Source organism: Hydrogenophaga sp. L99, assembly GCF_058731905.1.
The window spans coordinates 3,553,448-3,570,947 of record NZ_CM178972.1 but is presented as its reverse complement, the minus strand read 5'-3'; the positions used below and the strand labels follow the sequence as shown (position 1 = coordinate 3,570,947).

Genomic DNA, 17,500 nt, shown 5'->3' with positions numbered 1-17,500 from the left:
GTGGCCGGTTGCGGTGAAGCGCCGCGTCAGCAGCCGTTGTGCAGCTTCCACATGGCCTCGTGGCCGATGGCCTTGGCAAAGGCGGGCACTTCGCAGCGCGCCGACTCGGCGGGGTCGGTGGGCGCTGCGGTAGCTGCTGCGGGGGCGCTGCTGCTGGCCGGTGTGGTTTGCCACATGGCGGGCGTGGGCATGGCGTTGTCGCGCACCCAGCGGGCGCTGCCCAGCACCGCCACCGCAAAGCCCAGCAACACCAGCGCTTGCAGGGCGCGGGTGCTGGCCGGCAAGCGTTCGCGGGGTGCCGGGCTGGTTTCGCACACCCCGCCTGGGCACAGCTGAGCCTGTTCTTTGTTGAACAGGTTGTAGACCTTGCAGCCAATGCAAATGCCAAAGGCCGATTCAAAAAACATGAACACCAGGCACAGGCCACACACCAGCATGTTGACCGGCCCGATGACCTGCTGCACCACCAGCAGCCACAACATGCTCAGGCCCAGCACCAGACCAATGCCCCAGGCAAAGCGCTTTTGGGGCGCGCCCACCCATTCGGGCTGCTGATGGCGCACCACCCACTGCCCCAGCCGGTACACCGGCGCATACTGTGGGCCGGCGAACAGGCGCACCGAAAACTCCAGGACAAAGGCCACCACAAACACGCGCGTGGGCTGGAAGTTGCCGAGCAAAAACGCGTGCATGAAGGTGATCAGCGCGGCGGCAAACAACAAGCCAGCGCTGGCGCGCACGGCGCGTTCGTTGAGCACGGGCACGGCAAATTCGGGGCGGATCTGGCCAAACTGAAACAAGGGCATGGTGGGCGGTGGTTGGAAGCTGGGCATCAAAAGACAGGCTGAACATGCCCAGAATGGGGCATGACATGGCTGCGCAGTATTCACCAAACACAGCCGCAGCGCCTATGATCAAAATCATATGAAAAGCCTGCCCAGCGCCACAACCCGTTTGGTGCCCGCATTGCCGCCCGAGCTGGCCGCCCTGCTGCCACCTGCGCTGCACCCGCTGTGCGATGCCGTTGACCTGGTGCGGGGCACGCGCCTGTTTGCCACCGGCGCCCGCCCGGCGCACCTGTTTTTTATGGAGCACGGTGAAGCGGTGCTGGAGCGCCCCGGCCTGCATGGCGAGCTGGTGGTGTTGCAGCGCTCACGGCGCGGTTTCACTGGCGAGGCCAGCTTGCAGTTTGAGCACTACCACTGCGACGCCCGCGTGCTCACCGACGCCCGCATCACCCGCGTGCCGTTGGGCGCGGTGCGCGCTGCGCTGGCCAGCGACCCGGCCTTTGCCTCGCGCTGGATCGGCATGCTCAACCGCGAAGTGCGCCGCCTGCGCCTGCAGTGCGAGCGGCTGGCGCTGCACCGCGTGCAAGACCGGGTGCTGCACCTGCTGGCCACCGAAGGCGAGGCCGGGCGCTACCTGGTGCCGGGCGGAATCAAGTCGCTCGCGGCCGAACTGGGCGTGACGCACGAAGCGCTGTACCGCGGCCTTTCGGCACTGGAGCAAGCGGGGCGCTTGGCCCGTGAAGCGGGTGCGCTGCGGTTGTTGCCAGCCCTCTGACGCTGGACGGTGTTGACCCCAGCCTTGCGTTGCGTTTCTTGCACGGAAACCTTATGGGCCGATCGCTGCAGCGTTGCGGTGCAGCGTTATGGGGTGCGAGGTGTCGATACGCCCCTCCGACCTGGCACGCCAACCTTGCATGTGCGCACGGTCAAAGCCTGAAGACGCTCACCAGCTCAGCCAGGTTCTTGGCCTGGTGCTTCAGGCTGTCGGCCGCTGCAGCGCTTTCTTCCACCAGCGCGGCATTTTGCTGGGTCACCTGGTCCAGCTGGGTCACGGCATGGCCGACCTGCATGATCCCCTGAGACTGTTCGGCACTGGCCGCGGAGATCTCGCTGATGAGCTGGCTCACACGCTGTACCTCGGAAACGATGGACTTCATTGATTCGCCAGCGTCGTTGACCTGGCTCGCTCCAACCTCGACTTGTTCGACGCTGGCACCGATCAACGACTTGATCTGCTTGGCGGCCTCGGCAGACCGCCCGGCCAGGCTGCGCACCTCGCTGGCGACGACGGCGAAGCCGCGACCTTGCTCGCCGGCTCTGGCCGCCTCCACCGCGGCGTTGAGTGCCAGGATATTGGTCTGGAAGGCGATACCGTCGATCACACCAATGATGTCAGCGATTTTCTTGGACGAGGCATCGATGCCTTGCATGGTGTTCACCACGGTGCTCACCACTTCACCGCCCTTGATGGCCGCTGCCGACGCGCTGGCCGCCAGCTGATTGGCCTTGCTTGCGGTGTCGGCGGTGGTTCTGACCGTGCCGGAGAGTTGCTCCATGGAAGCCGCCGTCTGCTGCAGGTTGCTGGCCTGCTCTTCGGTGCGCTGGCTGAGATCCGAATTGCCGACTGCGATTTGCGACGAGGCCGTGACGATGCTTTCGCTGTTCGTCCGCACCTTGGCAACGATGGTTGCCAGGCTGTCACGCATGCCCTTCATGGCCGCCAGCAGGCTGGTGTTGTCGCCCTGGCGCACGCTGACCTCCACCGCAAGGTTGCCGTCCGCGATTTCCTTGACGACGCGGGCGGCATAGCCGGGCTCGCCACCCAGCTGGCCGAGGATGGAGCGCGACACCCACAAGCCCATGCCAATGGCCACCGCGAGAGCCAGCAAGGCGCCACCGATCACCACAACACGGTTCAATTCGCGCAGCGCTTGTGCGTCGGCAGAGCGGGTGGCCAGCAGGTCGCGTTCGGCCTTTTCGAACTCGGACGCCAACGCGCGGAAGCCGTCCATCGCGGACTTGTCCTTGGCCAGCCCAAACTCGGCCAAGAGTTCCTCATAGGTCCTGGAGCCGGCCTTGACGTCCCGGCGCAGCTGTTGGGTGGCCCTCACCACGCCCACGAATTCCTGGTGGCGCGCCTGTATTTTCTCCAGCCGCTCTTGCTGAACCGTGTTGTCTGATGTGAGCTTCTTGAGTTCGGCCCAGCTGGCGCCATAGGTCTCTAGGCCCTTGTTCCACGGCTCGAGGAACTGGTCGTCACCGGCCAGCAGAAACCCGCGTGCACCGGTTTCCATGTTGATCATGCTGGTCAGGATGTGACCCGATTCGTCCAGTACCTTGTAGGTATGGGTGTTCCAGTCTGCGGCTGCCTGCAGCCGATGACCGGTGTAAAGCGTGGTGCCAGCCACCGCGATGAACACCGCGATCACCGCAGCAAAGGCAATCGCCAACCGGCGCGATACCGTCATCGTCATTGTTTCCCTTTTCATATGTGGCTCCACAGGTGGTCTCGCAGGCACTGCGACACCCTGTCGCGGTGTCCAGTTCAGGCCATCCGTGGGAGCTTATCGGTCGACTCGGAGCGATCTTGAGCAGTCCATGAGCAATGGCCTTGCGGCTGCGGCACCCAACCGGCCCTCAAGGGATCAATGCAGCGTCAGCGGGTGCGTGGTGGTTTTCACCCGCACCACGGCGGGCTTGGTTTCATACGGCACGGGGGCGGCACCGGTGATGGCGGCGGCGATGCTGCGGGCTTGCCGGGCAATGGGTTCAATGAAGCGGCTGGCCTGGCCATTCACCGTGATGCAGTCGCCCAGCGCGTGGATGCGCTCCACGCTGGTGCGCAGGCCCACGGGTTCCACGGCAATGCCGTTGTCCCAGGCCAGGGCGGCGCTGTGCGCCAGGCGCGGCGGCGTGGCCAGGCCGGCGGCGGCGATCACCTGGTCGGCGGCGAAACGCTGGCCGCAGGTGGTGGTGACGCGGTAGCGTGCGCCCAGCTTTTCCACGCTGGCCACTTGCACACCGCCCTTGAACTGGATGGGCAGGTCTTGCCAGGCGGCCAGTAGCGGGGCGCCGGCCTGCTCGTTCGGCCAGCGCCCTAGCGGCTGGGTCATCACGTCGAGCAGGGTGATGCGGTGGCCGCCCAGCGCCAGGTCGTTGGCGAGTTCGCTGCCAATCAGCCCGGCGCCCACGATCACCACGTCTTTGCCTGCGTCACCCAGCGCGGCGCGCAGCCGCTGGTAAGCGCCCAGGTGGTTGATGCGCCAGCACAGCGCGGCGGGCAGTGCAGGGGGCAGTGCGGCTTGTGCGCCGTGGGCCAGCACCAGGTGGTCGTAGCGCAGGGTGCCGCGGGTGGTGCGCAGCGTGCGGGTGTCGGTGCCAATGCGCACGGCGTCGGTGTGCGCCAGCAGGCGCAGGTTCAGGCGGCGGGCCGCGTCAGCGCCGGTTTCTTTCACCAGCCGGCCCAGGTCCACCTGCCTCGCCATGGCAATGGACAGCAGGGGTTTGTCGTACACGTCAGCGGCGCAGGCGCTCACCAGGGTGATGGGCAGCGCTGCATCGAGCGCACGCAGCGCTTCGGCCATTTGCCAGCCGGCCCGGCCACCGCCCACGATCACCACGCCCGCCTGATGGCGCGTGGCTGCGTTCCACACCGGGGCGTGTCGGCTGGCCTGGGCGCGCAGGGCTTCGATGCTGGGGGCCTCGTACAACGCAAAGTCGCTTTTGGTCACGCCGCACAGCGGGCAGTACCAGTCTTCGGGGATGTCTTCAAACCGCGTGCCGGCGGCCAGACCGCTGTCGGCGTCGCCCACGGCTTCGTCGTAGATGTAGCCGCAGGCGTCGCAAATGTATTGGCGAAACGGCTCGCCGGTGGCCACCGCTGCAATGGGCGCGGCCAGCGGCAGGTCGCGCACTTCGCCGTAAATGTGGGAGAGGGCGCTCATAGTGGCATCACTTCCTGGCTCAGCCGCGCGATTTCTTTGCGCAGGTGCTTGATGGCCGGTGTGACGATGGCCACAAAGTGCGATTCGCGCACGCGGCGCTGCACGTCCGAGCTCATGAGGTAGCCGCGCGCGCCCTGGTGCATCAGCGCCGACTGCGCGGCCCGCAGGCACAGCTCGGCACCGTGGGCGCGGGCGTCCAGCACGTCAATGAAAAACTCGGTGCTGCCGTCAAACGGCGTTTCGGCCATCTTCATCACGCGCTCGGTGAGCGCGTCCAGCTCGGCCTGCAGCGCGTCGGGCCGGTCTTCCAGAAACTGGTTTACATGGCCCAGCTGCGCTTCCACCGCCCACATGCTGTCGATGGCGCCCTGCGTGATGCCCACCGCCATGCCGCACTGGAGCATGACAAACGCCGCGCGGATGCGCGCAATGGTGGGTTTGGCCGGGTCGGCAATCAGCTCACCGGCACCCACAAAATAGTCTTTCAGGTGTAGCGCCCAGGTGCCCGTGCCTTCCATGGCTGAAAAGCTCGGGCAGTCGCGCATCGTCACGCCCGGCGCGTCGCAGCGCAGCAGAAACATCAGCTCTTTGCCCAGGCTCTGGCCGTCGGCTTCCACCGCCGCAATGGCGCCGCAGCAGTGGTCAGGCCCGAGGTTGCTCACCCACGGCAGGGTGCCGTTGACCAAGTAGCCGCCGTCCACCGGCGTGGCCTTGAGCAACAGGCTCTCAATCTGCGCGTAGCTTTTCATGGGGTTGGACAGCGCGGTGCCGCCCAGCCGCTGCCCGCTGGCCATCTGCATCAGCGCGTCGCCCGTGAGCGCGGGGTTGCCCGACTGTTCCAGGTACAGCCCGCACACCGCCTGGCACCACATCATGAAGCCGGTGGCGCCGCACACCTTGGACGCCTCGGCCATGGCGCGAATGGCCAGGCCGTAGTTGCCCAGGCCAGCCGGCGCGGCCAAGTGCGCGCTCATGGCGCCGGCTGCGGCCAGCTGCTGCAACACCGCGCGCGGGTAGTGGCCCTGGCGGTCAATGCCCTCCACCTGCTCGGCCAGCGGGCCCTGGGCAATGGCGCGCACGGCGGCCAGCAGGCTGTGTTCGGCAGGGGTGGCGAGTTCGGGTGGCAGGTCAGCGGGGTTCATGGCGGGTCCAGGGTGAGGCGTTGTATTCACTCCCTCTCCCGCTTGCGGGAGAGGGCCGGGGTGAGGGTTCAGACCATCGAAATCTCAAACGGAATCGGGTTGCGCATGCTGTTGGCCACCGGCGAATAAAAGTTGGCGTGCTGCACGATCTCGTTCAGCACCTCGCGGCTCGCGTCGCCTTCCACCAGCACCTTCACTCGAATGGCCTGAAAGCCCATCTCGGGTGGCGCTTTTTCCAGCGCACCGCCCGCGCCCCAGGCGGCCGGGTTGCCAATGTCGCCCTCCATGAACACTTCGATCTTGCTCAGCTTCACGCCCTTCCAGGTGGCCACGGCGGTGACCCCCACGGCAATGCAGCCGCCCAGGCCTGAGAGCACGATTTCGCCCGGCGCCGGCGCCGTGTCTTCGCCAAACAGGTGCAGCGGCTCGTCCACCACCACCGGCGCGTGGTTGCCCACGTAGCTCAGCGAGCGGTACTGGCCTTCCATCACGGTGTGAACCTTGTTGGTGCCCCGGCTGGCCGGGTTGGCCTGGCCCTTGGCGGCAAACGCGGCCAGGCCGGTGCCGTCAATCGGGCGCAGGTAGGTCTTCACGGTGGTCACAGCGGCGGCGGGTTCGAGCAAATCGGTTGCAGACATAAAGGTTTCCAAAGTGGACAAGGTTGATGGGATAGGGAAAAGCAAAGGGAAAACGAACCGGTCTCAGGCGGCCAGCAGGCGGTTTGGCAGGTGCGGGGGCGGGCACCTGCCCGGCTCGCGGCTGGCCATCACCACCACCGGCTCGGTGGTTTGCAGGTTGGCGTCCATGCGCATGGCAAAAGTCCTCTCGTGAAGCTCGGCGGGCGGGATGACCTGCGAGCTTCATTGCAATGGACGTGCCAGGGCGGCGCACAGCGGGGGCTGTGCGCGCAAGTGGTTGATTTGTTTGGGTTTGTGTGTGCCAGGCACCCCTGTGCGCGGCCAATGGCTGCTGTGGGTTGTGGCCACTGTGTTAACAAAATGTCAACACAGTGGCGGCGGGGCATGGGTGCTGGAGCCGCTGCGCAGCCCGGCCAAAACACCCGCCATCGCTGCGGTTCAAGCTTGTTTCATGAGCCACACCGCAGCGGCCAACTGCCAATGCACCCTGACAGGCTGGCAGAAAACGGCCAGTTCTGGCACAAAAAACCGCCAGCCATTGCGTGTGCTCAGCGGCGCCTTTTCGCACAGACGGTTGAATTGATTCAGCTTTTTTGAATACGCACCGGTGGCATGGGTTTTGATGGGTGACGTGCATGCCTCTGATTCAAGGAACCCACCATGTTTGACCTTCCCGACGCTCTTCTGTTGGCGCGCATCCAGTTTGCGTTCACGGTGAGTTTTCACTTTTTGTTTCCCGCCATCACCATCGGCCTGGCCAGCTACCTCGCGGTGCTCGAAGGCCTGTGGCTCAAGACGGGCCGCGAAGACTACATGAACCTGTTCCGCTACTGGATCAAGATCTTCGCGCTGGTGTTCGCCATGGGGGTGGTGTCTGGCATCGTCATGTCTTACCAGTTCGGCACCAACTGGGCGGTGTTTTCCGACAAGGCCGGCCCCATCATCGGCCCGCTGATGGCTTACGAAGTGTTGACGGCCTTCTTTCTGGAGGCCGGCTTTCTGGGCGTGATGCTGTTTGGCATGAACCGCGTGGGCAAGCGCCTGCACTTCACCGCCACGCTCATGGTGGCCCTGGGCACGTTTGTTTCAGCGTTCTGGATTCTCTCGGTCAACAGCTGGATGCAGACCCCGGCGGGCTACGCCATCAACGCCAACGGCCAGTTCATTTCGGCCGGCAGCTGGTTCACCATCATCTTCAACCCCAGCTTCCCGTACCGGCTGGTGCACACGCTCTCGGCCGCCTACCTGACCACCGCTTTTCTGGTGGGCGCAGTGGGTGCCTGGCACCTGCTGAAAGACCGCGCCAACCCGCGCGCGCGCCTCATGTTTTCCATGGCCATGTGGATGGCTGCCATCGTGGCGCCGTTGCAGATCGTGCTGGGCGACCTGCACGGCCTGAACACGCTGGAACACCAGCCGGTGAAGGTGATGGCCATGGAAGGCCACTACCAGAGCCACCCGGAAGGCGCGCCGCTGATCCTGTTCGGCATTCCCAACAGCGCTGAGGGCCGTGTGGACTACGCGGTGCAAATCCCCAAGCTGTCGTCGCTGATCCTCAAGCACGACCTCAACGCACCCATGAACGGACTGGACACCGTGCCCGTGGCCGACCACCCGCCGGTGGGCACGGTGTTCTGGGCCTTTCGCGTCATGGTTGGCCTAGGCTTTCTGATGGCCGGGCTGGGCATGCTCAGCCTGTGGGCGCGTGCTCGTGGTCGGCTGTACGAATGGCGGTGGCTGCACCGCTTCGCGCTGGCCATGGGCCCCTCGGGCCTGGTGGCAGTGCTCGCGGGCTGGATCACCACCGAGGTGGGCCGCCAGCCCTGGACCATCCAGGGCCTGATGCGCACGGCCGAGTCGGCCTCACCGCTGGCAGCACCCGCCGTGGCGGCCTCGCTGGTGACCTTTGTGGTCGTGTACTTCGCGGTCTTCGGTGCCGGTGTGCTCTACATCCTGAAGCTGATGGCCAAGCCGCCGGGGGTGCACGAGTCGGCACCGCCCAACATCCCCGCGCGCGCCGCCGGCACCACGCCCGCCGTGGCCCTGCGCCCCGACGCCCTCGCCACCGAATAAAGGGAACCCCATGAACATCGACCTCACCCTCATCTGGGCCCTCATCATCGTGGTGGCCGTCTTCATTTACGTGGTGCTGGATGGTTTCGACCTCGGCATCGGCATCCTGTTCAACACCTTCGAGGTGGGCCACGACCGCGACACCGCCATGAACAGCATCGCACCGGTGTGGGACGGCAACGAGACCTGGCTGGTGATGGGCGGCGGCGGGCTGCTCGCAGCTTTTCCGCTGGCCTACGGCCTCATCTTCTCCGCGCTGTATGCGCCCATCATTGCCATGCTGCTGGCGCTGGTGTTTCGCGGCGTGGCGTTTGAATTTCGCTGGCGCGACCCGGCCCACCGGGGCTTCTGGGACTTTGCGTTCACCGGTGGGTCGCTGCTGGCCGCGTTCTCGCAAGGCGTCATCCTGGGTGCGCTGTTGCAGGGCGTGGCCATCAGCGGGCGGGCCTATGCCGGGGGCTGGTGGGACTGGCTTACGCCCTTCTCGTTGCTCACCGGCGTGAGCGTGGTGGTGGCCTATGCGCTGCTCGGCTCCACCTGGCTCGTGATGAAGGCCGAAGGCGCGCTGCAGCGCCAGGCACGCGCCATGGCCTGGTGGCTCGGTGGCGCCACGCTGGCGGCCATCGCAGCGGTCAGCATCGCCACCCTGTTCCTGAGCGCCGACTACTTCAGCAACTGGCTGAGCTGGCCCAGCCTGATGTGGGTGGCTCCGGTGCCGCTGCTGGTGGCGCTGGCCAGCGTGGCCTTTGTGCGCAGCCTCAAGGCGGGTCACGAGACCGCGCCGTTCCTGCTCACGCTGGGCATCTTTTTGCTGAGCTTCGTGGGCCTGTGCATCAGCGTGTTCCCGTATGTTGTGCCTGGCGCCGTGACCATCTGGGATGCCGCCACCGACCGCAGTGGCCAGGTCTTCATGCTCTGGGGCACGGCCTTCGTGCTGCCCATGATCCTGGGCTACACCGCCTGGTCTTACTGGGTGTTTCGCGGCAAGGTCAGCGCAGACGGGTACCACGCATGAAACCCCCTCTTTTGCGCTGGCCCGCCATCACCCCGGCGAGCCCTCAAGAGCCGCTGCAGCCCCTGTGGCGCCGCCTGCTCTGGATGGCCGGTATCTGGGTGGCCAGCATCGCCGTGCTGTCGGCGGTGGCCATGGTGCTGCGCTGGGTGCTCAAGACATGAACGCTTCATCGGCAAGGTGGGCGCAAACGGCTGCTGGCGCCAGGTCGGGCGCGGTGCGGTGCGGTCGCAGCGTCAGGGCGCCCGCTTCACTTGTGCACCCTGCGTGCAGGCATGGCGCAGGCCTATCGACCCGATCAGCAAATCCAACCGGCCACTTGATTTTTCGCAAACGGGTAACCCCCACGGGTATCCATACTTCAATCATCGATTGAGAAAAACTCTTGATCGGTTTTTTTTGATAGTCAACCCAAAAGGAGTTCATCATGGAACAAGTCTTCAGCTTCCCCCGCCTCAACGAAGCCGCCCCCGCCTTCCACGCCAAGACCACGCACGGTGACCGCTCGCTCGCCGACTACAACGGCAAGTGGTTGATTTTGTTCTCGCACCCGGCCGACTTCACCCCGGTCTGCACCACCGAGTTCATCGGCTTCCAGAAACACGCCGAGACCTTCCGCGGCATGAACTGCGAACTGCTCGGCCTGTCGATCGACAGCCTGTATTCGCACCTGGCCTGGACGCAGAACATCCAGGAGAAGTTTGGCGTCGAGATCAGCTTCCCGATCATCGAAGACATCAAGATGGACGTGGCCCGCGCCTACGGCATGGTGCACCCCGGTGCCGCCGACACGCAGGCCGTGCGCGCCACCTTCTTCATCGACCCCAACGGCGTCCTGCGCGCCATGGTTTATTACCCCATGAGCAACGGCCGCAGCATCGAAGAGTTCGTGCGCCTCTTGCAAGCCATGCAGACCAGCGACGCCAACAAAATTGCCACCCCCGAAGGCTGGACGCCCGGCTGCGACGTGATCGTGCCACCGCCCAAGAGCCCCGACGCGATCAAGGCGCGCATGGCCGAAGGCTACAAGACGACCGACTGGTACTTCTCCACCAAGTCGCTCTGACACGCCCGTGCGTGGCCGCAAGGCCACGGGCCTGAGGTTTGTTGACCGCCCATCCCACCTGCAACGGCGGCGGGGTCTGGCCCACAAAGTCAGCGCCCCGCCCCATGAACACCATGAACACCCCTCGCATGCACATCGAGTCGTATTTCGACCCGGCCACCTCCACCTTCAGCCACATCGTGTGGGACGCGTCCACAGGGCAGTGCGCCCTGATCGACAGCGTGCTCGACTACGACCCCAAATCGGGTCGCACCGACACCGCCAGCGCCGACCGTCTGATCGACCGCGTGGGCGAGCTGGACCTGAGCGTGCAGTGGCTGCTTGAAACCCACGTGCATGCCGACCACCTCTCCGCCGCGCCCTATTTGCAGCAGCGCCTGGGTGGGCTCATTGCCATTGGTTCGCACATCACCACCGTGCAACATGTCTTTGGCAAACTGTTCAACGCCGGCACCGAATTTGCCCGCGACGGCAGCCAGTTTGACCGCCTGCTGGTGGATGGCGAAAGCTTCTCCATCGGCCACTTGCAGGCCTGCGCCCTGCACACACCCGGGCACACACCCGCCTGCATGACCTACGTGGTGCGCGACCACAGCGTGGACCCGATCCGCACCGTTGCGTTTGTGGGTGACACGCTGTTCATGCCCGATTACGGCACCGCGCGCTGCGACTTTCCGGGCGGCAGCGCCAGCACGCTGTACCAGTCCATTCAAAAGGTGTTGAGCCTGCCCGACGACACCGAGCTCTACCTGTGCCACGACTACCCGCCCAGCGACCGCGAACCCCAATGCCTGACCACCGTGGGCGCGCAGAAAGCCGCCAATGTGCATGTGCACCAGGGCGTGTGTGAGTCAGACTTTGTGCAGATGCGCCAGCAGCGCGACGCCACCCTGGCCATGCCGGTGCTGATCCTGCCTTCGGTGCAAGTCAACATGCGGGCTGGCCAAATGCCGCCACCCGAAGACAATGGCGTGACCTACCTCAAGATACCCATCAACGCCGTTTAAGAGGCCTGTTGAGCCCAGTCACCCAAGCCCGTAAGCGCCCTATATGAAGAGTCCCCTGGCACAGTGGTTCCCCATTCTTCAATGGGGGCGTCAATACACTGGCGCGCATTTCAGCGCCGACGCCGTAGCCGCTTCGGTGGTCACCCTCATGCTGATCCCGCAGAGCCTGGCCTATGCCTTGCTCGCCGGCTTGCCACCCGAAGCCGGGCTGTATGCCAGCATGGCGCCCCTGGTGGTTTACGCCGTGTTTGGCACCAGCAGCACACTGGCGGTGGGGCCGGCCGCGGTCACATCGCTCATGACCGCCGTGGCGCTGGGCCCGGTGGCGGCCGCAGGCAGCCTGGGCTACGCCACCGCAGCCGCCTTGCTGGCCTTGCTCAGCGGCGCCATGCTGTTTGCCATGGGCGCGCTGCGGCTGGGGTTTGTCGCCAACTTTTTGAGCCACCCGGTCATTTCGGGCTTTGTGTCCGCCTCGGGCTTGCTGATTGCCGCCACCCAACTCAAGCACCTCATGGGCGTGCCCTTGACCGGGCAGACCCTGCCCGAGCTGTTGCCCAGCCTGTGGCACCACGCCGCGCAGGTGCATGGGCCCACGCTGGCCATCGGGCTGGGTGCGCTGGCTTTTCTGTTGTGGGTGCGCCGCTCCCTCAAGGCGCGGTTGCGCGCCTGGGGCCTGGGTGCGCTGGCCTCAGATGTGATCACCAAGGCAGCACCCGTGCTGGCGCTGGCCGTCACCACGCTGCTGGCCTGGGGGCTGCGCCTGGACGAGGCCGGCTTGCGCGTGGTGGGTGCTGTGCCCGGCGGCCTGCCACCCCTGAGCTTGCCGGTGCTGGACGCCAGCCTGTGGCCCCAGCTGGAGCAGCTCGCCACGGCGGCGCTGCTCATCAGCCTGGTGGGTTTTGTGGAGTCGGTGTCGGTGGGCCAGTCGCTGGCCGCCAAGCGCCGTGAACGCATTGAACCCGATGCCGAACTGCGCGCCCTGGGGGCGAGCAACATGGCGGCGGGTCTTACCGGGGGCTTTCCGGTGACCGGTGGTTTCTCGCGCTCGGTGGTCAATTTTGATGCCGGTGCGCGCACGCCCGCCGCGGGCGTTTTCACCGCGCTGGGCCTGTTGGTGGCCGCGCTGTTGCTCACGCCTGCGCTGCACTATTTGCCCCAGGCCACGCTCGCCGCCACCATTGTGGTGGCCGTGCTCACCCTGGTGGACTTCGGCGCCTTCAAGCGCACCTGGCGCTACGCCCGCGCCGACTTCACCGCGCTGGCGCTCACGTTTTCGCTCACGCTGTTGTGGGGCGTGGAAGCGGGCTTGACGGCGGGCGTGAGTGCTTCGCTGCTGCTGTATCTGTGGCGCACCAGCCGTCCGCACATCGCCACCGTGGGCCGGGTGCCGGGCACCGAGCACTACCGCAATGTCTTGCGCCACGCGGTGCAAACGCACCACCGCATTTTGAGTTTGCGTGTGGACGAAAGCCTGTACTTTGCCAACGCCCGCTACCTGGAAGACCACATTGCCGCCGAGGTGGCCGCCCACCCCGCCATTGCCCATGTGGTGCTGCAGTGCACGGCCATCAACGCGATTGACGCCAGCGCGCTGGAAAGCCTGGAAATGATCACGCAGCGCCTGAAAGATGCGGGCGTGCAACTGCACCTGAGCGAGGTGAAAGGTCCGGTCATGGACCGGCTGCAGCGCAGTGATTTTCTGGCACACCTCACGGGGCGTGTGTTTCTCACGCACCACCAGGCGGTCACCGCGCTCGTGTCGGAAACACCGCCGCGCTGATGGGTTTTCGCCCGCCGCTGGTTTCACGCCCAAGTGGGCATGGCATGCCCATCAAAACCCGGAAATTTTCAGGCGCTTGCGATTTCTCATGGATACCCCAGCAGGTATGTGAAAAATAGGGTGTGTGCTGGTTGAGTTCAGCGCAGGTGAGCCGAATTCGCGGCGCGCCATCATTTCAAGGAATTTGCACATGAAGAAGCTGATCGCCCTGGGCGCTGCCGCCCTGCTGTTGTCCGGTGTGGCCCAGGCCCAGACCCAGGAACTGTTTGTCAACATCCACAGCGGCAACGCCATGGCACAAGGCGCAGGCCTGGTGCTGGCTGGGCAGGCCCTGGAACAAAAAGCCAGTGTGCGCGTGTTGCTGTGTGACGCCGCTGGCGACATGGCTGTGGCGGGCAAGCAAGGCCCCAAGCTCAAGCCGCGTGAGGTGACCACGCAGCAAATGCTGCAAGGCGTCATCAAGGCCGGCGCCAAGGTGGAGGTGTGCGCGCTGTACCTGCCCAACACCGGCCTGAAGGCGTCGGATCTGATCGAGGGCGTTCAGCCGGCCAAGCCCGCTGACGTGGCGGCCCACTTGCTCAAGCCGGGTGTGAACACGCTGGCTTTCTGATCGGGTGTGAACCCAGCCAACGGCGCCCCGCGGGGCGCCGTTGGTGTTTTCAGGCCTGGCCGAAGCTGTCGGGCATTTGCACCGCCACCACGCTGCCCCGAGCTGTCACCACGCCGTCCGCCATCACCGTGGTTTCCACCACCACTTTGCGGCCTTTGATCTCCTTCACCTGACCGCGAATCTCCAGCGTGGTCTCCAGCGGCGTGGGCTTCAAAAAGTCCACGTGCAGGGAACCGGTGACGAAGCGAAACGGGGGCAGCGTGTCCATGTCGCGGCCTTCGCTGCGGTACATGGCGGCTGCGGCCGTGCCGGTGCTGTGGCAGTCGATCAGCGAGGCAATCAGCCCGCCATAGGCGTAGCCCGGTACCGAGGTGTGGAACGGCTCGGGCTTGAAGCGGGTCACGGTTTCATCCCCTTCCCAGTAGGTCTTGATCTGGTGACCATGGTGGTTGTTGCTGCCACAGCCGTAGCAGTGCGACACGTTGTCGGGGTAGTGGTCTTGAAAGGCTTTCATGGGTGGGCTCCGGTGTGGTGGATGTTGATTCATCAGTACAACTGAGCCAGTGATCACGTCGAATACTGAGCCACCGGGTTGATGGGTTTTTTGGCTATTCGGTTGTGGATAAGTCTATAGGGTCCGCTGGTTTTCGATCCCCTTTCTGAGTCTTTGGGCGTTGCTTTGGCAGTGCCGCGCCAGCGGCACTGGAATGCTTGAATCGCCAGCTCTCGTTGCCCGTCTCCACGATGTGGCAGTGGTGCGTGAGACGGTCGAGCAAGGCGGTGGTCATCTTGGCGTCGCCAAAGACGCTGCTCCACTCCGAGAAGGTGAGGTTGGTGGTGATCACCACGCTCGTTCGCTCATAGAGTTTGGAGAGCAGGTGGAACAGCATCGCGCCGCCCGACTGCGTGAACGGCAAGTAGCCCAGTTCATCCAGGATCACCAGATCGACATACATCAGGCGATGTGCCAACTGCCCAGACTTGTTCTGAGCCTTCTCCAGCTCCAGGGCGTTGACCAACTCCACCGTAGAGAAGAAACGAACCCGCTTGCCGTGCATGCGGATCGCCTCGATCCCCAGGCTCGTAGCCAGGTGGGTCTTGCCCGTGCCGGGGCCACCGACCAGCACCACGTTGTGCGCCGACTCCAGGAATCGAAGGGTGTGCAGCTGGCGCACCAGCGCTTCATCGAGTTGCGCATGGACGAAGTCAAAGCCAGCGAGATCGCGGTGCGATGGGAACCGCGCCACGCGCATCTGGTAGGCCATGGAGCGCACCTCGCGCTGCGCCGTCTCAGCCTTGATGAGCTGGTGCAACACGGCCTCATGGTCGAGCGACTTCATGCGGGCGGTGCCCAGCACCTCCGGCCATGCACTGGCCATGCCGTGCAGGCCCAGCGCTTTGAAAGCATCAATGACATCATGCATGGTCGGACTCCGGTGACGCCTCATGAGGCTGGGGGTTGCGCAGTGCGTCATAGCGCCGCAGGTTGGCCAGTGGTGGCGTATTGAGCGTGAGCATCGTGGCCACTGGCGGCTCGGGCGCACGCTGCTCCTGCAAGCGAGAGAGCACGTTGAGCACGTGCTCGGCACTCACCCGCCCGGACTGCAGCGCCAGCTCCACCGCCACCTGCACGGCCTCCAGCCCGTGCAGGCTCACCCCCATGAGCACCTGCGCCATCACCCTGTCGCCCCCGCTGTGGCGCAGCAACTGGCGCTGCAGTTCCTGCAGGGGTTCGGGCATGGTCTTGAAGGGCGCACCATTGCGCAGCGCACCGGGCTTTCGCTCGACCAGCGCGATGTAGTGCATCCAGTCGTAGATCGTCTGATCCCGCTCGAAGCTGCGCTCCAGCCGCACCTGCCGCCCATCGGGTCCGACCACCAGCAGGCCATCCGCGTAGGCCCGCAGACTGACCACCGCGTGGATCCATTCACACGGCACGCTGTAGCGGTTGCGCTGGAAGTGGATCAGCGAGGTGGCAGAGACCCGCACCGGCTGCTCCACATAGCCGTCAAACGCACGCGGGTTGGGCATGAGGCGAACACGTTCGTCCTGGCAGACATCAGCCACCGTGAGATGCACCCACTCAGGGTGACTCATCTCGGCCCAGGCCTTCACGCAGGCCTGCTGCAACCAGTCGTTGAGCTCGCCAAGCGTCCCCCAGCGCCGCTCACTGGCCTCGCGCCAGATGTCCTTGCGCCGATCCTGAACGTTCTTCTCGACGACTCCCTTCTCCCAGCCGGCAGCCCGGTTGCAGAACTCCGGCTCGAACAGGTAGTGCCCGGTCATGGCCTCGAAACGCGCATTGACGCTGCGCTGCTTGCCCCGACCGACCTTGTCTACCGCAGTCTTCATGTTGTCGTAGATGCCCCGCCGGGGCACGCCACCGAAGAGGGCAAACGCCCGTGCGTGCGCGTCGAACAGCATCTCGTGCGCCTGGCTGTAGTACGCCACCAGGCAGAAGGCGCGACTGGCCGCCAGCTTGGTGTGCGCCACCTCCAGACGGCGGCGCAGTCCCCCTATGAAGAGGTACTCGCAGCTCCAGTCGAACTGGAACGCCTCGCCCAGCTCGAAGCTCAGCGGCACAAACCCTGCGCCGCGCGCAGCGTTGCCTTGCTCTTGCTGCCAGCGCTGGGCAAAGGCGTAGACCGGCCCTCGGCTGCCGCTGTAGCCCTGCGCCCGCAGTGCTTCAAACATCGCCTTGACCCCACGCCGATCGCGCTTGCTGCGGTGGCTATCGGCCTTGAGCCACTGGCTCAACTGCTCTTTGTACGGATCGAGGATGCTGGGCCCCGAGTCCCGCTGTGGGTATTGGGGCTCGGCCATCTGGCCGTCCTTGAGCCACTTGGTGGCTGTGTTGCGCGAGATACCGAGGCGCCTGCTGGCCTCGCGCACCGACACGTCCTGCCTCAGCACGAGGCGGCGTAACTTGCTCAATGTGCTCACGTTGATCACTCCTGCTCCTCCGTGCTGAAAAATTCAGCAGGATAGAGCGGCAACGTGGCTCAGATTTCAACGTGAACGCGTCCCGAAATGGCCCAGTTTTGGAAATGAATCAACACGCTGTCAACGCAAACCGTGGCGTTCTCGCATTACAACCACCTGTCGGCGCAACTGCCGATCGATGCAAAGACGGGCAACCTGGTTTCCGGCGGCGTTGCAGAGCAAGCCGAGCAGTGCTTGGCCAATATTAAAGCCATCGTGGAGAGCATCAACCACTCGATGGCCGACGTGGTCAAGGTCAATATCTACCTGAAGAACCTTGCTGATGCAGAGGCTGTCAATAGACTCTGTGCCACGCATTTTCAGAGCGCAGGACCGGCCAGTCGCTTCGTTGGTGTTTCGGAACTGCCTAAGGGCGCGTTGATCCAGATCGATGCCGTGGTTTCGAACGCTGAAGGAACGGCGCGATAAGCATTTCGGTACCCATGAAGTTGATGCCC

Annotated in this window: 18 protein-coding genes; 9 read left to right on the top strand and 9 right to left on the bottom strand. The window is 64.9% G+C overall.

Going from position 1 to position 17,500, the window contains the following annotated elements:
* Positions 1-26: 26 nt before the first annotated feature.
* Positions 27-806, bottom strand: a complete 780-nt coding sequence (locus AC4QBL_RS17130; RefSeq protein WP_472907754.1) for a DUF4395 domain-containing protein — start codon at positions 804-806, stop codon at positions 27-29.
* 118 nt (positions 807-924) lie between these two features.
* Here AC4QBL_RS17130 and AC4QBL_RS17125 point away from each other — a divergent pair, with 118 nt between their 5' ends.
* Positions 925-1,563: a Crp/Fnr family transcriptional regulator gene (locus AC4QBL_RS17125; protein ID WP_472907755.1), complete on the top strand. Its 639-nt coding sequence runs from the start codon at positions 925-927 to the stop codon at positions 1,561-1,563.
* Positions 1,564-1,714: 151 nt separating this feature from the next.
* On the opposite strand, the gene AC4QBL_RS17120 is transcribed toward AC4QBL_RS17125, so the two are convergent.
* The 4 genes from AC4QBL_RS17120 to AC4QBL_RS17105 form a co-directional block, all read right to left on the bottom strand.
* On the bottom strand, positions 1,715-3,277 hold the full coding sequence (locus tag AC4QBL_RS17120; RefSeq protein WP_472907756.1) for a methyl-accepting chemotaxis protein: 1,563 nt from the start codon (positions 3,275-3,277) through the stop codon (positions 1,715-1,717).
* Positions 3,278-3,433: 156 nt separating this feature from the next.
* Entirely contained in the window at positions 3,434-4,732 is a 1,299-nt protein-coding gene (locus AC4QBL_RS17115; protein ID WP_472907757.1) for an FAD-dependent oxidoreductase, read from the bottom strand.
* Positions 4,729-5,874, bottom strand: a complete 1,146-nt coding sequence (locus AC4QBL_RS17110; RefSeq protein ID WP_472907758.1) for an acyl-CoA dehydrogenase family protein — start codon at positions 5,872-5,874, stop codon at positions 4,729-4,731. Before AC4QBL_RS17110 ends, AC4QBL_RS17115 begins: the two co-directional genes overlap by 4 nt.
* A 68-nt stretch (positions 5,875-5,942) precedes the next feature.
* Positions 5,943-6,512, bottom strand: a complete 570-nt coding sequence (locus AC4QBL_RS17105) for an OsmC family protein (protein ID WP_472907759.1) — start codon at positions 6,510-6,512, stop codon at positions 5,943-5,945.
* 660 nt (positions 6,513-7,172) lie between these two features.
* On the opposite strand from AC4QBL_RS17105, the gene AC4QBL_RS17100 reads away from it, so the two are divergent.
* The 3 genes from AC4QBL_RS17100 to AC4QBL_RS17090 are packed head-to-tail and all read left to right on the top strand — an operon-like array spanning position 7,173 to position 9,761.
* Positions 7,173-8,585 (top strand): cytochrome ubiquinol oxidase subunit I, encoded by a 1,413-nt coding sequence (locus tag AC4QBL_RS17100; RefSeq protein WP_472907760.1) that lies wholly within the window; start codon positions 7,173-7,175, stop codon positions 8,583-8,585.
* Between the two features lie 10 nt (positions 8,586-8,595).
* Entirely contained in the window at positions 8,596-9,600 is a 1,005-nt protein-coding gene (cydB, locus tag AC4QBL_RS17095) for a cytochrome d ubiquinol oxidase subunit II (protein ID WP_472907761.1), read from the top strand.
* On the top strand, positions 9,597-9,761 hold the full coding sequence (locus AC4QBL_RS17090) for a DUF2474 domain-containing protein (RefSeq protein WP_472907762.1): 165 nt from the start codon (positions 9,597-9,599) through the stop codon (positions 9,759-9,761). The genes cydB and AC4QBL_RS17090 overlap by 4 nt, the downstream gene beginning before the upstream one ends.
* Here AC4QBL_RS17090 and AC4QBL_RS17085 read toward each other — a convergent pair.
* A complete protein-coding gene (locus tag AC4QBL_RS17085) occupies positions 9,751-10,026 on the bottom strand; it encodes a hypothetical protein (RefSeq protein ID WP_472907763.1) in 276 nt (91 codons plus the stop codon). The two genes, AC4QBL_RS17090 and AC4QBL_RS17085, sit on opposite strands and share 11 nt — an antisense overlap.
* Between AC4QBL_RS17085 and AC4QBL_RS17080 the strand changes: the two genes are divergently transcribed.
* From AC4QBL_RS17080 to AC4QBL_RS17065, 4 genes are all read left to right on the top strand, one after another.
* Positions 10,025-10,663: a peroxiredoxin gene (locus AC4QBL_RS17080; protein ID WP_472907764.1), complete on the top strand. Its 639-nt coding sequence runs from the start codon at positions 10,025-10,027 to the stop codon at positions 10,661-10,663. The two genes, AC4QBL_RS17085 and AC4QBL_RS17080, sit on opposite strands and share 2 nt — an antisense overlap.
* 113 nt (positions 10,664-10,776) lie before the next feature.
* Entirely contained in the window at positions 10,777-11,670 is an 894-nt protein-coding gene (locus AC4QBL_RS17075; protein ID WP_472907765.1) for an MBL fold metallo-hydrolase, read from the top strand.
* A gap of 43 nt (positions 11,671-11,713) precedes the next feature.
* Positions 11,714-13,450 (top strand): SulP family inorganic anion transporter, encoded by a 1,737-nt coding sequence (locus AC4QBL_RS17070; protein ID WP_472907766.1) that lies wholly within the window; start codon positions 11,714-11,716, stop codon positions 13,448-13,450.
* 190 nt (positions 13,451-13,640) lie between these two features.
* A complete protein-coding gene (locus tag AC4QBL_RS17065) occupies positions 13,641-14,060 on the top strand; it encodes a DsrE family protein (protein ID WP_472907767.1) in 420 nt (139 codons plus the stop codon).
* Between the two features lie 49 nt (positions 14,061-14,109).
* Here AC4QBL_RS17065 and AC4QBL_RS17060 read toward each other — a convergent pair whose 3' ends face one another.
* From AC4QBL_RS17060 to istA, 3 genes are all read right to left on the bottom strand, one after another.
* On the bottom strand, positions 14,110-14,574 hold the full coding sequence (locus tag AC4QBL_RS17060; protein WP_472907768.1) for a PaaI family thioesterase: 465 nt from the start codon (positions 14,572-14,574) through the stop codon (positions 14,110-14,112).
* A 94-nt stretch (positions 14,575-14,668) separates the two neighbouring features.
* The gene (gene istB / locus AC4QBL_RS17055; RefSeq protein ID WP_472901868.1) at positions 14,669-15,484 is read right to left on the bottom strand and encodes an IS21-like element helper ATPase IstB; all 816 of its coding nucleotides are present in this window, start codon (positions 15,482-15,484) and stop codon (positions 14,669-14,671) included.
* Positions 15,477-17,003, bottom strand: a complete 1,527-nt coding sequence (gene istA, locus AC4QBL_RS17050) for an IS21 family transposase (protein WP_492131608.1) — start codon at positions 17,001-17,003, stop codon at positions 15,477-15,479. The genes istB and istA overlap by 8 nt, the downstream gene beginning before the upstream one ends.
* Positions 17,004-17,135: 132 nt before the next feature.
* On the opposite strand from istA, the gene AC4QBL_RS17045 reads away from it, so the two are divergent.
* Positions 17,136-17,471 (top strand): RidA family protein, encoded by a 336-nt coding sequence (locus tag AC4QBL_RS17045; protein WP_472908481.1) that lies wholly within the window; start codon positions 17,136-17,138, stop codon positions 17,469-17,471.
* Positions 17,472-17,500 lie beyond the last annotated feature (29 nt).

Coding starts and splice junctions, on each gene's coding strand:
- AC4QBL_RS17080 (WP_472907764.1), top strand. CDS start 10,025: ATGGAACAAGTCTTCAGCTTCCCCCGCCTCAACGAAGCCGCCCCCGCC.
- AC4QBL_RS17065 (WP_472907767.1), top strand. CDS start 13,641: ATGAAGAAGCTGATCGCCCTGGGCGCTGCCGCCCTGCTGTTGTCCGGT.
- AC4QBL_RS17130 (WP_472907754.1), bottom strand. CDS start 806: ATGCCCTTGTTTCAGTTTGGCCAGATCCGCCCCGAATTTGCCGTGCCC.
- AC4QBL_RS17090 (WP_472907762.1), top strand. CDS start 9,597: ATGAAACCCCCTCTTTTGCGCTGGCCCGCCATCACCCCGGCGAGCCCT.
- AC4QBL_RS17125 (WP_472907755.1), top strand. CDS start 925: ATGAAAAGCCTGCCCAGCGCCACAACCCGTTTGGTGCCCGCATTGCCG.
- AC4QBL_RS17085 (WP_472907763.1), bottom strand. CDS start 10,026: ATGATGAACTCCTTTTGGGTTGACTATCAAAAAAAACCGATCAAGAGT.
- istB (WP_472901868.1), bottom strand. CDS start 15,484: ATGCATGATGTCATTGATGCTTTCAAAGCGCTGGGCCTGCACGGCATG.
- AC4QBL_RS17075 (WP_472907765.1), top strand. CDS start 10,777: ATGAACACCCCTCGCATGCACATCGAGTCGTATTTCGACCCGGCCACC.
- AC4QBL_RS17070 (WP_472907766.1), top strand. CDS start 11,714: ATGAAGAGTCCCCTGGCACAGTGGTTCCCCATTCTTCAATGGGGGCGT.
- AC4QBL_RS17060 (WP_472907768.1), bottom strand. CDS start 14,574: ATGAAAGCCTTTCAAGACCACTACCCCGACAACGTGTCGCACTGCTAC.
- AC4QBL_RS17120 (WP_472907756.1), bottom strand. CDS start 3,277: ATGAAAAGGGAAACAATGACGATGACGGTATCGCGCCGGTTGGCGATT.
- AC4QBL_RS17115 (WP_472907757.1), bottom strand. CDS start 4,732: ATGAGCGCCCTCTCCCACATTTACGGCGAAGTGCGCGACCTGCCGCTG.
- AC4QBL_RS17105 (WP_472907759.1), bottom strand. CDS start 6,512: ATGTCTGCAACCGATTTGCTCGAACCCGCCGCCGCTGTGACCACCGTG.
- cydB (WP_472907761.1), top strand. CDS start 8,596: ATGAACATCGACCTCACCCTCATCTGGGCCCTCATCATCGTGGTGGCC.
- AC4QBL_RS17110 (WP_472907758.1), bottom strand. CDS start 5,874: ATGAACCCCGCTGACCTGCCACCCGAACTCGCCACCCCTGCCGAACAC.
- AC4QBL_RS17100 (WP_472907760.1), top strand. CDS start 7,173: ATGTTTGACCTTCCCGACGCTCTTCTGTTGGCGCGCATCCAGTTTGCG.